11 protein-coding genes are annotated in these 16,267 nt (G+C 70.2%); 3 read left to right on the top strand and 8 right to left on the bottom strand.

What is annotated here, in order from left to right:
• Nucleotides 1-269: 269 nt before the first annotated feature.
• Nucleotides 270-1,901, bottom strand: a complete 1,632-nt coding sequence (gene pruA / locus ABZ396_RS32905; protein WP_358922499.1) for an L-glutamate gamma-semialdehyde dehydrogenase — start codon at nt 1,899-1,901, stop codon at nt 270-272.
• A gap of 39 nt (nt 1,902-1,940) precedes the next feature.
• On the bottom strand, nt 1,941-2,867 hold the full coding sequence (locus tag ABZ396_RS32900) for a proline dehydrogenase family protein (protein WP_358922497.1): 927 nt from the start codon (nt 2,865-2,867) through the stop codon (nt 1,941-1,943).
• A 181-nt stretch (nt 2,868-3,048) separates the two neighbouring features.
• On the opposite strand from ABZ396_RS32900, the gene ABZ396_RS32895 reads away from it, so the two are divergent.
• Together ABZ396_RS32895 and ABZ396_RS32890 are read left to right on the top strand one after the other, a co-directional pair.
• Nucleotides 3,049-4,308, top strand: coding sequence for a helix-turn-helix domain-containing protein (locus ABZ396_RS32895; RefSeq protein WP_359186552.1), 1,260 nt, complete (start codon nt 3,049-3,051; stop codon nt 4,306-4,308).
• Nucleotides 4,309-4,445: 137 nt separating this feature from the next.
• Nucleotides 4,446-5,036, top strand: a complete 591-nt coding sequence (locus ABZ396_RS32890; protein WP_358924599.1) for a hypothetical protein — start codon at nt 4,446-4,448, stop codon at nt 5,034-5,036.
• 7 nt (nt 5,037-5,043) lie between these two features.
• On the opposite strand, the gene ABZ396_RS32885 is transcribed toward ABZ396_RS32890, so the two are convergent.
• The gene (locus ABZ396_RS32885; protein ID WP_358924601.1) at nt 5,044-5,619 is read right to left on the bottom strand and encodes a TetR/AcrR family transcriptional regulator; all 576 of its coding nucleotides are present in this window, start codon (nt 5,617-5,619) and stop codon (nt 5,044-5,046) included.
• A gap of 98 nt (nt 5,620-5,717) precedes the next feature.
• On the opposite strand from ABZ396_RS32885, the gene ABZ396_RS32880 reads away from it, so the two are divergent.
• Entirely contained in the window at nt 5,718-7,235 is a 1,518-nt protein-coding gene (locus ABZ396_RS32880) for an MFS transporter (RefSeq protein ID WP_358924602.1), read from the top strand.
• A gap of 65 nt (nt 7,236-7,300) precedes the next feature.
• Here ABZ396_RS32880 and serA read toward each other — a convergent pair whose 3' ends face one another.
• The 5 genes from serA to ABZ396_RS32855 all read right to left on the bottom strand — a co-directional run bounded on the left by serA (nt 7,301) and on the right by ABZ396_RS32855 (nt 15,968).
• Nucleotides 7,301-8,890, bottom strand: a complete 1,590-nt coding sequence (gene serA, locus ABZ396_RS32875) for a phosphoglycerate dehydrogenase (protein ID WP_358924604.1) — start codon at nt 8,888-8,890, stop codon at nt 7,301-7,303.
• A gap of 256 nt (nt 8,891-9,146) precedes the next feature.
• Nucleotides 9,147-10,145: a ketol-acid reductoisomerase gene (ilvC, locus tag ABZ396_RS32870; protein ID WP_358924605.1), complete on the bottom strand. Its 999-nt coding sequence runs from the start codon at nt 10,143-10,145 to the stop codon at nt 9,147-9,149.
• 118 nt (nt 10,146-10,263) lie between these two features.
• On the bottom strand, nt 10,264-10,788 hold the full coding sequence (gene ilvN, locus ABZ396_RS32865) for an acetolactate synthase small subunit (RefSeq protein ID WP_358924607.1): 525 nt from the start codon (nt 10,786-10,788) through the stop codon (nt 10,264-10,266).
• Nucleotides 10,789-10,809: 21 nt separating this feature from the next.
• Complete coding sequence (locus ABZ396_RS32860; RefSeq protein WP_358924609.1) at nt 10,810-12,675, bottom strand: acetolactate synthase large subunit; 1,866 nt, start codon at nt 12,673-12,675, stop codon at nt 10,810-10,812.
• Nucleotides 12,676-12,917: 242 nt separating this feature from the next.
• Nucleotides 12,918-15,968 carry an EAL domain-containing protein gene (locus ABZ396_RS32855; protein ID WP_358924610.1) on the bottom strand — a complete coding sequence of 1,017 codons (3,051 nt, stop codon included), beginning with the start codon at nt 15,966-15,968 and terminating at the stop codon, nt 12,918-12,920.
• Between the last annotated feature and the right edge of the window lie 299 nt (nt 15,969-16,267).

Raw genomic sequence — 16,267 nt, 5'->3', positions numbered from 1 at the left:
CGCCATGCCCGATCTGCCGGAACCACCCGACGTACCGGATCCCCCCGACCCGCCAGACCCCCCGGACGTACCCCGCCTGCCCGACCGGCCGGACGCACCGGATACGCCGGACGTACCCGACCCTCCCGACGTGCCTGACCCGCCGGACGTACCCGACCCGCCGGACCTACCGGACCCGCATGCTTGATCCCTGGCCCCGTATGGGAACGGGCCGGGAAGCCTGCTCGTGGGTCAGGCTTCCCGGCCCGTTCCCTCGGGTGGGCCGTGGGTCAGCCCATGTGCGGGTAGGAGTAGTCGGTCGGCGCGACCAGGGTCTCCTTGATCGCCCGGGTCAGCGTCCAGCGCAGCAGGTTCTGCGGGGCGCCGGCCTTGTCGTTGGTGCCGGAGCCGCGGCCGCCGCCGAAGGGCTGCTGGCCGACGACGGCGCCGGTCGACTTGTCGTTGATGTAGAAGTTGCCGGCCGCGTAGCGCAGCTTCTCCATCGTGTACGCCGCCGCCGCGCGGTCGTTGGCGACGACCGAACCGGTGAGCGCGTAGTCGGACACCGACTCCATCTGGGTCAGCATCTCGTCGTACTGGTCGTCCTCGTAGACGTGCACGGCGAGGAACGGGCCGAAGTACTCGGTGCGGAAGACCTCGTTCTCCGGGTCGTCGCACTCGACGACGGTCGGGCGGACGAAGTAGCCGACCGAGTCGTCGTAGGAGCCGCCCGCGACGATCGTGCAGGTCGGGTCCTCCTTGGCGCGGTCGATCGCGGCCTTGTTCTTGGCGAACGCGCGCTCGTCGATCACGGCGCCGATGAAGTTCGACAGGTCCGTGACGTCACCCATGGTGAGGTACTCGACCTCGGCGGCGAACTCCTCCTTGAAGCCGGAGTTCCAGATGGACGCCGGGATGTAGGCGCGGGAGGTCGCCGAGCACTTCTGGCCCTGGTACTCGAAGGCGCCACGGGTCAGGGCGGTCTTGAGCACCGCGCGGTCGGCCGACGGGTGGGCGACCAGGAAGTCCTTGCCGCCGGTCTCGCCGACCAGACGCGGGTAGGTGCGGTACTTCTCGATGTTGTTGCCGACCGTCTTCCACAGGTGCTGGAAGGTCTTGGTGGAGCCGGTGAAGTGGATGCCGGCCAGGTCACGGTGCTCAAGGGCGACCTTGGAGACCTCGATGCCGTCACCGGTGACGAGGTTGATGACGCCCTTGGGCAGACCCGCCTCCTCCAGGAGCTGCATCAGCAGGACGGCCGCGTGGGTCTGGGTCGGGGACGGCTTCCAGACCACCACGTTGCCCATGAGGGCGGGGGCCGTCGGCAGGTTGCCCGCGATCGCGCTGAAGTTGAACGGCGTGATCGCGTAGACGAAGCCCTCGAGCGGGCGGTGGTCCATGCGGTTCCAGACGCCCGGGGAGTTGGCCGGGGGCTGCTCGGCGAGGATCTGGCGGGCGTAGTGGACGTTGAACCGCCAGAAGTCGATCAGCTCGCAGGGCGAGTCGATCTCGGCCTGCTGGGCGGTCTTGGACTGGCCGAGCATGGTGGAGGCGGCGATGGTCTCGCGCCAGGGGCCGGAAAGCAGTTCGGCGGCGCGCAGGATGATGGCCGCGCGGTCGTCGAAGGACATCGCGCGCCAGGCGGGCGCGGCGGCGAGGGCCGCGTCGATGGCGTCCTGGGCGTCCTGCTGGGTGGCGTGCCGGCCGGTGCCGATGACGGCCTTGTGGTTGTGCGGCTGGACGACCTGGAAGGGCTCGCCGCCACCGAGCCGCTTCGCGCCGCCGATGGTCATCGGCAGCTCGATCGGGTTCTCGGCCAGCTCCTTGAGCCTGGCCTCCAGACGGGCGCGCTCGGGCGAGCCGGGGGCGTAGCCGTGCACCGGCTCGTTGACGGGGGTGGGGACCTGGGTCACAGCGTCCATGAGATCCGTAACTCCTTGTACGTGAGCGGGTGTTCGGGTTCAGCCCGTGCTGACCATCGAGCGGAGGAAGAAGCGCAGGTTCGCCGGCTTCTCCGCGAGCCTCCGCATGAAGTAGCCGTACCAGTCGGTGCCGTAGGCGGTGTAGACGCGCATCCGGTGTCCCTCGGCGGCCAGGCGCAGGTGCTCCTCACTGCGGATGCCGTACAGCATCTGGAACTCGTACTCGTCGAGCTTGCGCCCGGCGCGCCGGGCGAGTTCCTGGGCTATGGAGATGAGGCGCGGGTCGTGGGAGCCGACCATCGGGTACCCCTCACCCCCCATGAGAGTCCTGAGGACCCGCACGTACGCCTTGTCGATCTCGTGCTTCTGCTGGTAGGCGACCTCGGCGGGCTCCTTGTAGGCGCCCTTGACCAGGCGGACCCGGCTGCCTGACTCGGCGAGGCGGCGGGCGTCGGCCTCGGTGCGGAAGAGGTAGGCCTGGATGACGCAGCCGGTCTGCGGGAAGTCCCTCCGCAGCTCCTCGTGGATGGTGAACATCGAGTCGAGGGTGGTGTGGTCCTCGGCGTCGAGGGTGACGGTCGTACCGATGGCGGCGGCGGCCTCGACGACCGGGCGGACGTTCGCGAGCGCCAGCTCGTGACCACCGGGGAGGGCCTGCCCGAACATGGACAGCTTCACCGACATCTCGACGCGCTCGCCGAGGCCGAGGTCCTCGAGCCGCTCGACGAGTGCCAGATAGGCATCCCGGGCGGCGGCCGCCTGCTCCGGGGTGGTGATGTCCTCGCCGACGACGTCCATGGTCAGCTCCAGGCCGCGGCCGGTGAGCTCCTTGATGACCGGGACGATGTCGTCGACCGTCTCACCGGGGATGAAGCGGTCGACGACCTGCTTCGTCACCGGGGCCGCCGAGACAAGGCGACGCATCCGGTCGCTGCGCGACGCGGCGAGAATCACGGGACCCAGCACGGGGCACCTCCACAACACATGCCAGAACGGCCGCGATCCGACGATGTGGATACGGCACGGAGAACCACCGTGAAAGTTAAGGAACTCTCCGATCGTCGGCCATCGACAGCTGTCACGCATCCGTGCCGCAGATCTCAGACAGATGTATGAAGGCGTTCGTGAATTGCGGGAGAATGCCCGGGTGACGTCGGAATTCAAGGGTGACTACCAGGAGCTGGTCGACGAGATCTCGGAGCTGCTGGGCGTCCCGGCGACCCTGGAGAACCGTGACTTCGAGCTGATCGTCTTCGGGGCGTACGACAGTGAGGGCGACCTCGATCCGTCGGCGCTGGACCCGGTCCGCACCCGCTCGATCCTGACCCGGCGCTCCACGGCGGCGGTCCGCACCTGGTTCGAGGGCTTCGGCATCACCCGGGCGACCGGGCCGGTTCGGATCCCGCCGACGCCGGAGGCGGGGGTGTACCGGGGCAGGATCTGCCTGCCGGTACGCCATCGGGGTGTCGTCCTCGGCTATGTCTGGCTCCTCGACGACGATCCGGGCCCGACGGACGCCCAGCTGGCCGCCGCCATGGGGGTGGCGGGGCGGATCGGCGCGCTGCTCGCGGACGAGGCGCAGGCCGGGGCGGGGCTGAGCCGGGAGCTGCGCGCGGTGCTGGTCGCGGAGCGCGGCTGGCAGCGGGACATGGCGGTGGCCGAACTCCGTACCGCCCTCGGCGCCCGCGCCGAGGGTCCGCACACGATGGTCTGCGTCGCCCCCTGGGCGTCCGCCGACCCGGACGACGCCCCGTCCCCGCGCACGGTCCCGCACGCCACCGCGCTGTGCACGCTGCCGTGGGGGCCGACGGGCCACAGCCTCGCCGTCCTGGTCCGGCTGCGCAGCACGGACGCCGCCACCCCCGCCCTGACGGCCGCCACGCGTCTGCTCAAGGAGGCGGAGGAGGCCCGGTCGGCTCGGCCGGCCTCGGCGCGCGGGGCCGGGGCGCGTACGGCCGCAGCGGTCGCCGCGGGGTTCGCGGGTGCGGCCGCACTGGGCTGTGCCGCGGGGGTCGGCGAGGCCCGGACCGGGCTGGCCGAGCTGGGCACGGTCTGGCAGGAGGCCGCCGCGGCCACCCGCGCCGCGCTGGCCGAGCCCCGGTTCGGACCGGTCGCCGAGTGGGCGAACATCGGCCCGTACCGCCTGCTGACCGCGCTGCCGCCGGAGGCTTCCCACGACCCGGCCGTGACCGTTCTGCTCACCCCGGCCCACCGGGAACTGGCCCGTACCGCCGAGGCGTACCTGGACTGCGCGGGCCAGGCGGGCCGCACGGCCGCGGCCCTCGGCATCCACCGGCAGACCCTGTACTACCGCCTGTCCCGCGTGGAACAGCTCACCGGCCTCGACCTGGACGACGGGGAGGACCGGCTGTTGCTGCACATGGCGTTGAAGGGGGCGCGGCTGTAGCCGCCTCCTTGCGGCCCTTGCCCTTCCCCGGGGCCTTGTCGTGGCCGCCCCGCGGGGTAGCATCACCTGCCCGATCAGACACCGGGCGGGGCCCGAGGGCCACGCTCCACTTCAAGGGCGTCAACGGGGCAACAGCAATGGCCGATGCCGCGAGAACCGGTCCGGAGGCCGGGGAGTTCGCGTCCTCGGAGAACGCGGCGGACACGGAGGACGTGACCGGTCGCCCCGGACCGCGCCGCCGGCTGGGCTGCCTCGCAGCCGCACTCCTTGTCCTCGTGGTCCTGGCGGGAGGGACCGTCTGGCTGCTGCGGGACGAGTTGTTCCACCCCTTCGGCGACGACCGGGCGTGCTCCGGGAGCGACCAGCGGCTGCCGGACGCGATCACCGCCGGTGGTACGCCGATCCCCTCCGACGCCTCCGACCTCCACTACTACACGCGCAACGGCCGTGCCGAGCTGTCCTTCAGGAGCGGCCGGCTCTCGGACTACCTGCACGGCGCGGGCATCGTCCCGGAGGGCAGAGACCTGTTCGACGAGCGGTACGGCAGCCGCGGCGTCGCCAACGACACGTTCAGGCTCCCGGACGGGCTGTGCGGGCCCACACTGGAGAACCCCGTCTGGATCTACCCCGCCACGCACGGCGTCAGCGTCACCGTGGAGCGCTCGCCGCTGTTCGGTGACCATCTCCGGTTCCCCGCCCGCGCGGTGATCACCTACACCCTCGGCTGACCGGGGGTCACGTCCGGGTGGCGGCCTCGACGATCTGGCGCAGGCCCTCGGTGAGCGCGTCGCCGTCAGGGGCGGTCTTCGGGTCGAAGGTCCACTGCGAGATGAGGCCCGACATCAGCGTCATGTAGAAGCGGCCGAGGGTGTCGGCGGTCTCGTCGGAGACCTCCTCCTCGGGGACGCCCATCAACAGGGAGGTCAGGCCCCGGCCCCCCTCGCGCTGAGCGCGCGCCAACTGGTCGCGCACTTCGGGCAGTTGGTCGCCCATCGCCATGATCTCCACGCTGAGCCGCCACATCGAACCTGGCTCGCGCATGCTGTCGACGATGTTCGACCACACCTCACGGAACCGCTCAAGGGAGCCGGGCGCACCGCTGAGCCCGCCGTCGCCGCCCTCGAAGGACATCTCCTCCACCAGTGCGATGTAGGCCTGGGCGAGCAGCGCGTCCTTGGAGCCGTAGTGGTAGCCGATCGAGGCGAGGTTGGTCCCCGACTCCTTGACGATGTCACGCGCCGTCGTCCGCGCGAACCCCTTCTCCAGCAGGCAGCGCTTGGCGCCGTCCAGCAGATCCTCACGGTGTCCCATGCGGACCACCCTACCCCGGGATCCATACAACCGTCCCAGACGCATGATTTATACGATCGTTCTAGACAAGCGTGTAAGACGCCCGTACATTCCTTGGCATGACGAACCCGACGAGCACGACCACGACCACATGTGAGACCAACTCCCTTGCAGGGCGCCGCGAATGGACCGCACTCTGCGTGCTGATGCTTCCGCTGCTCCTTGTCTCGATGGACGTCTCGGTCCTTTACTTCGCCCTCCCGGCGATCGGCGCCGACCTCCGGCCGAGCGGCACCCAGCAGCTGTGGATCCTGGACATCTACGGCTTCGTCCTCGCCGGTCTGCTGATGACGATGGGTGCGCTGGGCGACCGCATCGGCCGCCGGCGCCTGCTGCTGATCGGCGCCGCGGCCTTCGGCGGCGCCTCGCTGCTCGCCGCGTACGCGGACAGCGCCGGGACCCTGATCGCCGCCCGCGCGGTCCTCGGCATCGGCGGCGCGACCCTGATGCCGTCGACGATGGCCCTGCTGCGCACTATGTTCACCGACCCCGGCCAGCGCGCGAAGGCGATCGGCCTGTGGTCCGGCGTGATGACGGGCGGGATCGCGCTCGGCTCGGTGATGAGCGGGATCCTGCTGGAGCACTTCTGGTGGGGCTCGGTCTTCCTGGTCAACCTGCCCGCGATGGCGATGCTGCTGGTGCTCGGCCCGTTCCTGCTCCCGGAGTCCAGGAACCCCTCCCCCGGCCGCTTCGACTGGCTGAGCGTCCCGCTCTCGATGGCCGCCGTGCTCCCCGTGATCTACGGCGTGAAGGAGATCCCCTCCGAGGGCTGGCACCCGCTCTACGTCGTCTCGATCACCGTCGGCCTGGTCTTCGCGGCGCTGTTCGTCCACCGCCAGCGCACCAGCGCTTCCCCGCTGATCCCGCCGGCCCTGCTGACGGGCCACGGCTTCACCCCGGCGCTGGTCCTGAACCTCGTCGCCTCGCTCGCCATGATGGGCTCGGCGATCTTCACCACGCAGTATCTGCAGGCGGTGCTCGGCAAGAGCCCGTTCGAGGCGGCGCTGTGGAGTCTGCTGCCCTCGGTCTTCATCGGGATCGCCGGTCCGGTCACGGCGCAACTGGTCCAGCGGGGCGTCGATCGGGGCCTTGTCGTCGCCGGCGGCTTCACGGCCATGGCGGCCGGCTTCGCGCTGCTCGCCCTCGTCGGCACCGACTCGCTGTGGCTGGCGCTGGCTGGGGCCGGTGTGCTGGCCTGCGGAATGGTCGCGATCATGTCCCAGCTGACCGACCTCGCGATGACCAGTGCGCCGGTGGAACGGGCGGGCACGGCATCCTCACTGCTGGAGACCGGCGCGGAGTTCGGCGGGGCGCTCGGTATGGCCGTCCTGGGGTCGATCGGTACGGCGGTCTACCGCCACGACATGCCGGCCACGGCTCCGTCGGAGGCCCGCGAGACGCTGGGCGGCGCGCTGGCCACGGCGAGCCGACTGCCGGGGCCCACGGGAGAGGCCCTGCTGCGGACCGCACGGGAGGCGTTCACCAGCGGGATGCAGGGCGCGGCGATCGCCGGGGCGGTGCTGCTGTTGCTGGCGGCGGTCGCGGCTGGGGTGACGCTGCGGAGGATCGGCAGGTAGCCGGACACACGAACGCCGGGTGGGCTGACCTTCGTCAGCCCACCCGGCGTTTGCGGCAGTTGTCGTCAGACCAGGTTCACCGACCGGGCCGACGTCGCCCCGATCTCCGCCTCGACTTCGGCCAGCACACCGGAGGCCACCGTGTCGTCGACGGTCAGGACGGCCAGCGCCTCGCCGCCCGCGATCGACCGGGAGACCTGCATACCGGCGATGTTGATGCCAGCCTCGCCGAGGATGCGGCCGACGGTGCCGACGACGCCCGGCCGGTCCTCGTAGCGCAGCACCAGCAGGTGGTCGGCGATCGCGAGGTCGACGTCGTAGTCGCCGACCGCGACGATCTTCTGAAGGTTCTTCGGGCCGGCCAGCGTGCCGGAGACCGAGACCTCCTCACCGCTGCCGAGGGTGCCGCGCACGGTGACGACGTTGCGGTGGTCGGCCGACTCCGAGCTGGTGGTGAGACGGACCTCGACGCCACGCTCCTGCGCGAACAGCGGGGCGTTGACGTAGGAGACGGTCTCGGCGACGACGTCCTCGAAGACACCCTTGAGCGCGGACAGCTCCAGCACCTTCACATCGTGCTGGGTGATCTCGCCGTAGACCTCCACGTCCAGGCGGACCGCGACCTCGCCGGCGAGCGCGGTGAAGATACGGCCGAGACGCTCGGCGAGGGGCAGGCCCGGCTTGACGTCCTCGGCGATGACACCGCCCTGGACGTTCACCGCGTCCGGGACCAGCTCACCGGCGAGGGCCAGACGGACGGACCTGGCGACCGCGATGCCCGCCTTCTCCTGGGCCTCGTCGGTGGAGGCGCCGAGGTGCGGGGTGCAGACGACCTGGTCGAGCTCGAAGAGCGGGGAGTCGGTGCACGGCTCCTTCGTGTACACGTCGAGGCCGGCGCCGGCGACCCGGCCCTCCTTGAGCGCCGCGTACAGCGCCTCCTCGTCGACGATGCCACCGCGCGCGGCGTTGACGATCCGCACCGACGGCTTGACCTTGCGCAGCGCCTCCTCGCCGATCAGACCGACCGTCTCGGGGGTCTTCGGGAGGTGCACGGTGATGAAGTCGGAGACCTCGAGGAGCTCGTCCAGCGACAGCACCTTGACGCCCATCTGCGCGGCCCGGGCAGGCTGGACGTAGGGGTCGTACGCCACGACCTTCATGCCGAAGGCGGACATGCGCTGGGCGACCAGTGCACCGATGCGGCCGAGGCCGACGACACCGAGGGTCTTCTCGGCGAGTTCGACACCCGTGTACTTGCTCCGCTTCCACTCGGCGTTCTTCAGCGCCGAGTTGGCCTGCGGGATGTTGCGGGCGGTGGAGATCAGCAGGCCGCAGGCGAGTTCGGCGGCGGTCACGATGTTGGAGGTCGGGGCGTTGACGACCATCACGCCGGCCTTGGTGGCGGCGGAGACGTCGACGTTGTCCAGGCCGACGCCGGCTCGTGCGACGACCTTCAGCTTCTTCGCGGCGGTGATCGCCTCGGCGTCGACCTTGGTGGCGGAGCGGATCAGGATCGCGTCCACGTCGGCGATGGCCGGCAGCAGCTCGGCTCGGTCTGCTCCGTTGGCGTGCCGGATCTCGAAGTCCGGGCCCAGCGCGTCGACGGTGGCGGGCGACAGCTCTTCAGCGATGAGTACGACAGGTTTCGAGCTCACGTGAGTCCTCACATGTCCATTGCGGACGGCCGTCCCGACGGCCGCTGGCGGTGGAGGGGGAGCGGCGCCGGATCTTCTCGGTGTCGCTTGGTCGCGTGGAGACGCACGACGCTGTGGGCCTGACGCGTATGTAGTACGGCAGTCTAGTGGCGTGGTGAAGGTCGTCCTGCGCCTCCGCGGAAGGATCACCCGTCCGTGATTCGACGGCGTGGACAACGGGGCCGGAGCGTGCCGCTCCGGCCCCGTCACCTGGGGCTCACGCCTCTTCGTTCACCCAGGACATCAGCTTGCGCAGCTGCTTGCCGGTGGTCTCCAGCAGGTGCTCGGAGTCCTGCTTCTTGTACTCGTTGTACTTCTTCAGGCCGCCGTGGTACTCGTCCATCCAGTTCTTGGCGAAGCTGCCGTCCTGGATCTCGGCGAGGATCTTCTTCATCTCGGCCTTGGTGGCGTCGGTGATGATCCGCGGGCCGGTGACGTAGTCGCCCCACTCGGCGGTCTCGGAGATCGACCAGCGCATCTTCTCCAGGCCGCCCTCGTACATGAGGTCCACGATCAGCTTCAGCTCGTGGAGGCACTCGAAGTAGGCGATCTCGGGCTGGTAGCCCGCCTCGGTCAGGGTCTCGAAGCCCGCCTTGACCAGCGCCGTGGTACCACCGCAGAGAACGGCCTGCTCACCGAACAGGTCGGTCTCGGTCTCCTCGGTGAAGGTCGTCTTGATGACGCCGGCGCGGGTGCCGCCGATGCCCTTCGCGTACGACAGCGCCAGTGCGAAGCCGCCTCCGGTGGCGTCCTGCTCGACGGCGACGATGCAGGGAACGCCGCGGCCCTCCTCGTACTGGCGGCGCACCAGGTGGCCCGGGCCCTTCGGGGCGACCATGCAGACGTCGACGCCCGCCGGGGGCTTGATGAAGCCGTAGCGGATGTTCAGGCCGTGACCGAAGAACAGCGCGTCGCCGTCCTTCAGGTTCGGGGCGATGGACTCCTCGTAGACCTGGGCCTGGATCGGGTCCGGGACGAGGATCATGATGACGTCGGCCTCGGCGGCGGCCTCGGCCGGGGTCACCACGCGCAGGCCCTGCTCCTCGGCCTTCGCCTTGGACTTGGAGCCCTCGTGCAGACCGACACGCACGTCGACACCGGAGTCGCGCAGCGACAGGGCGTGGGCGTGGCCCTGGCTGCCGTAGCCGATGACCGCGACCTTGCGGCCCTGGATGATGGACAGGTCGGCATCAGCGTCGTAGAACAGCTCGGCCACTTTGGGTTCTCTCCTTGTGTGCAGTTGGTGCGTCCCACCGTATGACGGCGGGCGGAAGGGAAGTTTCGGGGTCTCGGTATCCGGGCGGCCGACGGCCGTCGGCCGCCCGTTTCCAGCCTTACGCAGAACGGTCGAGTGCGCGCAGTGAGCGGTCGGTGATGGAGCGGGCGCCACGGCCGATCGCGATCGTGCCGGACTGGACCAGCTCCTTGACGCCGAACGGCTCCAGCATCTTGAGCATGGCGGTGAGCTTCTCGCTGCTGCCGGTGGCCTCGATCGTGACGGCCTCCGGGGAGACGTCGACGGTCTTGGCGCGGAACAGCTGGACGATCTCGACGATCTGGGAGCGCGTCTCGTTGTCGGCGCGCACCTTCACCAGAACGAGTTCCCGCTGAACGGCCGAACCCGGCTCCAGTTCGACGATCTTCAGCACCTCGACGAGCTTGTTGAGCTGCTTGGTGACCTGCTCCAGCGGCAGGGCTTCGACGCTCACCACGATCGTGATGCGGGAGATGTCGGGGTGCTCGGTGACACCGACGGCGAGCGAGTCGATGTTGAAGCCCCGGCGGGAGAACAGCGCGGCGATCCGGGCCAGGATGCCCGGCTTGTTCTCCACCAGAACGGAGAGCGTGTGCTTGGACATGGTCTTTTACGTCTCTCTCGTTCAGTCGTCTTCGTTGTCGCCGAAGTCGGGGCGGACGTCCCGGGCGGCCATGATCTCGTCGTTGGAGGTGCCGGCGGCGACCATCGGCCACACCATCGCGTCCTCGTGGACGATGAAGTCCACGACCACCGGACGGTCGTTGACGGAGTTCGCCTCTTCGATGACCTTGTCGAGGTCGTCCGGGGACTCGCAGCGGATCGCGTAGCAGCCCATGGCCTCCGACAGCTTCACGAAGTCGGGGACGCGGGTACCGCGGGCGTCCGGGTTGACATCGTCGGGCCCGGAGTGCAGCACGGTGTTGGAGTACCGCTGGTTGTAGAAGAGGGTCTGCCACTGGCGGACCATCCCGAGGGCGCCGTTGTTGATGATGCCGACCTTGATCGGGATGTTGTTCAGGGCGCAGGTGGTCAGTTCCTGATTGGTCATCTGGAAACAGCCGTCGCCGTCGATCGCCCAGACGGTGCTGCCGGGCGCGCCGGCCTTGGCGCCCATGGCGGCCGGGACCGCGTAGCCCATGGTTCCGGCGCCGCCGGAGTTCAGCCAGGTGGCGGGCTTCTCGTACTGCACGTAGTGCGCGGCCCACATCTGGTGCTGGCCGACGCCCGCCGCGAAGATGGTGCCCTCCGGGGCGAGCTGCCCGATGCGCTCGATGACCTGCTGCGGGGAGAGCGAACCGTTCTCCGGCTGGTCGTAGCCCAGCGGATAGGTCTCGCGCCAGCGGTTGAGGTCCTTCCACCAGGCTGCATACCTGGACCTGGCGGCCTCGCCCTGGTGGCCCTCGCTGTGCTCCTTCTGCACCGCCTGGATCAGGTCGGCGATGACCTCGCGGGCGTCACCGACGATCGGCACGTCGGCGGCACGGTTCTTGCCGATCTCCGCGGGGTCGATGTCGGCGTGGACGATCTTGGCGTGCGGGGCGAAGCTGTCCAGCTTGCCGGTGACGCGGTCGTCGAAGCGGGTGCCGAGGGCGACGATCAGGTCGGCCTTCTGCAGCGCGGTGACGGCGGTGACCGCACCGTGCATGCCCGGCATTCCCACGTGCAGCGGGTGGCTGTCGGGGAATGCGCCGAGCGCCATCAGGGTGGTGGTGACGGGCGCTCCGGTGAGTTCGGCGAGGACCTTCAGCTCGGCGGTGGCACCGGACTTGATGACACCGCCGCCGACGTAGAGGACGGGCCGCTTCGCCTGGGTGATCAGCTTGGCACCCTCGCGGATCTGCTTGGCGTGCGGCTTGGTCACCGGGCGGTAGCCGGGCAGGTCCATGACCGGCGGCCAGGAGAAGGTGGTCTGCGCCTGGAGGGCGTCCTTGGCGATGTCGACCAGGACCGGGCCGGGACGGCCGGTGGAGGCGATGTGGAACGCCTGGGCGATGGTCCGCGGGATGTCCTCGGCCTGGGTGACCAGGAAGTTGTGCTTGGTGATCGGCATCGTGATGCCGACGATGTCCGCCTCCTGGAAGGCGTCCGTGCCGATCGAGGAGGAGGCGACCTGTCCGGTGATCGCCACGAGCGGCACCGAGTCCATGTGCGCGTCCGCGATCGGCGTCACCAGGTTGGTGGCGCCCGGGCCGGAGGTGGCCATGCAGACTCCGACCTTGCCGGTGGCCTGCGCGTAGCCGGTGGCCGCGTGACCGGCGCCCTGCTCGTGCCGGCACAGGACGTGGCGCACCCGGGTGGAGTCCATCAGCGGGTCGTAGGCCGGCAGGATCGCGCCGCCGGGAATGCCGAATACCGTGTCAGCGCCGACCTCCTCGAGGGAGCGGATGAGGGACTTCGCACCCGTGACGTGCTCGACGGGCGCGGACTGCTGTCCTCCGGAACGGGGCCGCGGCTGCGGATGGTGGGCCCCGGTGGCCTGCTCGGTCATCGGCATTCTCTTCTCGATGCTGAGGGTTTTTGCGAGGTTCGTACGGATTTCTGCTGCCGTACGTCTGGTGCTGGTGCAACAAAAAACCCCTCGTGCCAAAAGGCAAGCGAGGGGAGCGCGCCGGTGTGGTCGCTGGGGTTCCGGATCCTGCTCCGGTGGGTCCCAACTCAGCCGACGCGCTGTCCAAGTACGAGAATTCGGGTGCGCATGGAACTGACCCTCCCTCCGACGCGCACCACGTGTCAAGTGGGTGGGACGGGAGTCTCATTATGTGAGCGGAGGGCACTGCCGCCGCCGAACACGGCGGCCACCCCGCCGGCGACCGCGGGCACACCACCGGTGTACACCCCCGCGCCTCTTTCCATGGCTCGTTCACCGCCGGCGGCGCCCGCGAACGCCGGCTCGGCCGGTGCGTGCGGAACCGGATAGTGGCCGGAACCGAGGGCCCGGCGCAGCCGGTACTCGTCCACCGGGCCGGAGAACGCCATGCCCATTCCGTGCGTGCACCCCATCGCGCGCAGCGCCGTGACCTGTTCGGGCAGATCCACGCCCTCGGCCACCGACTGGAGCCCGAGATCGCCGGCGATCCGCAGCAGCCCGCTGGTGATCTTGTGCAGCCGGGCCGACTCGACCACCCCCTCGACCAGACTGCGGTCGAGCTTGAGCATGTCGACGGGGAGCTTCCTGAGGGCGGTGATCGCCGCGTAGCCGCTGCCGAAGCCGTCCAGCGCGATCCGGACACCGTGCCGGCTGAGCACGGTCAGGCGCCGCTCCAGCTCGTCCAGCGGGACCCTGGGGTCGGTGTCGGACAGCTCCAGGACCAGCGCCCCCGACGGCAGCCCGTGCCGGGTGAGCAGGGCCTCCACGGAGCCGAGCGGCGAGGACCGATCGAGCAGCCGCCGGGCACACGTCCGGACGGCGACCGGCACCAGGAGCCCGTTGGCGGCCCGCTCGGCGGCCTGTTCGACCGCTTCCTGAAGGATCCAGCGGTCCAGCTCGGAGGTCTTGTCGCTGTCCTCGGCCACCCGCAGGAACTCGGCCGGCGTGAACAGCACCCCCTGCGAGGAGCGCCAGCGCGCCTGTGCGGAGACCGATTCGATCCGGCCGCTCTGCAGGCACACCACGGGCTGGTGCAGCAGCGCGAACTCGCCGTCGTGCAGGGCGGCCCGCAGCCGGGTGGCCAGTTCCGCCTTGCGTACGACGTCCTGCTGCATCTGTGGCTTGTACAGCTCGACGCGACCCTTTCCGGCCGACTTGGCGCGGTACATCGCCAGGTCGGCGTTGCGCAGCAACTCACCGGCGCCGAGGCCCGGTTCGGCGAAGGCGACACCGATGGACGCGTTGACACGGACATCGTTGCCGTCAATGGCGTACGGCTGCGAGAGGGTCACCCTGAGGCGGTCGGCGAGCTCCAGGATGTGCCGCTCTCTGGCACAGCGGTCATGGGTGCCGTCACCGACGATCAGCGCCGCGAACTCGTCACCGCCCAGCCGGGACGCGGTGTCGCCCTTGCGGACCGCGTCCTGCAGTCTGCGCGCGGCCTGGACGAGCAGTTCGTCGCCGGCCTGGTGCCCGATCGTGTCGTTGACGGCCTTGAACCCGTCCAGGTCGATGAAGAGCACGGCCGTGTTCCGAAGGGCGGGGCCCCGGTCGGAGGAGCGGCGGCCGGACAGGGCCTGCTGCACCCGCCGGGTGAACAGGGCGCGGTTGGGCAGGTCGGTGAGCGGGTCGTGCTCGGCGTTGTGCTGGAGCTGCGCCTGGAGGCGCACCCTTTCGGTCACGTCCCGGCTGTTGAAGATGAGGCCGCCGTGGTGCCGGTTGACGGTGGACTCGACATTGAGCCAGCCGCCCTCACCGGACCGGAAACGGCACTCGATACGGGTGGTGGGTTCCTCCAGGGGGCTGGCGGCGAGGAAGCGGCGCACCTCGTGCACCACGCAGCCCAGGTCCTCCGGGTGGATGAGGGCGGCCAGTTCCGAGCCCACCAGGTCCTCGGCGGGCCGTCCGTAGACCCCGGCGGCGGCCGGGGAGACGTACCGGAGGATGCCGTTGGGCGCGGCGATCATGATGACGTCGCTGGAGCCCTGCACCAGGGAGCGGAAGTGGTTCTCCTTCTGCGCCAGTTCCTGGGTGAGGGTGATGTTGTCGAGCAGCATGATGCCCTGGCGCACGACGAGCGCGAGGACCACACAGCCGGCGGTGATCAGGACCACGTGGTCCGGGTTGCGGCCGTTGAGCATGTTGTACAGGATGCCCAGCGTGCAGACGGCGGCGGCCAGGTACGGGGTGAGCGCGGCCAGCGAGCCGGACAGGGGGCGGCCGGCCGAATACCGGCTGTGATCACCCCCCGGGACGGGCGCGGGCGTCTGCCTGGGCGCCATGGCCCGCTGTCCGGGCAGGTGCTCGTGGACCACGCGCGTGTGCCCCTCGGGCTCCTGGGCGCCCGGCTGCCGGGGCGCGGCCCAGGGGGCGTACGCCAGCAGCAGCGAGCCGGCGAACCAGCCCGCGTCCAGCAGTTGGCCGGAGCGGTAGCTGCTGTGCAGCAGCGGCGAGGTGAACAGGGCGTCGCACATCACGGTCAGGGCCAGCGCGCCGATCGCGGTGTTCACCGCGGTGCGGTTGCCCGGCGAACGCCGGAAGTGCAGTGCGAGCACCATGCTGACCAGGGCGATGTCCAGCAGCGGGTACGCCAGCGAGAGCGCGGTGTGCGCGACGCTGGGCCCGTCGAGCCGGGCGGCCTGGGCGAGCGCGAGGCTCCACGACAGGGTGAGCAGGGAGCCGCCGATCAGCCAGGCGTCCAGCGCCAGACAGATCCAGCCGGCCTTGGTCATCGGCCGCTTGGCCAGCACCAGCAGGCCGACGATGGCGGGCGGCGCGAAGCACAGGAAGAACAGGTCGGCGTAACTGGGGCTGGGCACGGGCTGCTGGAGCACGACCTCGTACCACCCCCAGACCGCGTTGCCCAGGGCCGCCATCGCCGAGGAGAGGGCGAACAGCAGCCAAGCGGGGCGAAAGCGGACCCGTGGGGAGCGGGCGTAGCAGAAGCACGAGACGGCGGCGGTGCCGGCGGCCGCGGTCAGGCCGAAGTCACCCATGAACAGGGCGACTTGGTTCGAGCCCCAGTCGAACGCGGAACCGACGGCGTATCCCGCGCAGATCAGGGCCAGGACGAGTTGGCGGACCACGCCGGTCCCGCCGCCGGTGGCCGGCGGCCCGGAGTGCGGCATCCCCGCCGGAGGCTGTGCCCGCAGCGCTCCGGGAAGGGCGGTCGTCACAGGCGTCGGCGCTGTCACCGGGCCCTCCCGGTCCGCGCCGCTCCCGGGTCCCTCGGGTCCCGGTGCGCTGGGTGAGCGTGCCTTCTGCGTGCGCTGTGCCTGCGGTGGTGGTGATGGCTGGAGTGGTGGTCGCGTCTGCGCGCAGCTGTGCGCCAGGGTCGCCGCCGGCGGCTCCGCCGCGTCGGATCGTTCGTCCATAGGCCGTGCATCGCCCGTCGCCCCCCTCACAAATCTGAGATCTCCATCCCCGGCGCCGAACGATGCACGGCGCAGCCCCTGTCGGGACGATACACCAGTATCGTCACTCAGGGACATAG

The sequence above is a fragment of the Streptomyces sp. NPDC005866 genome, from assembly GCF_040629895.1.
Classification (GTDB): domain Bacteria; phylum Actinomycetota; class Actinomycetes; order Streptomycetales; family Streptomycetaceae; genus Streptomyces.
The sequence above is the reverse complement of the archived record's forward strand: the minus strand, read 5'-3'. Positions and strand labels throughout refer to the sequence as shown.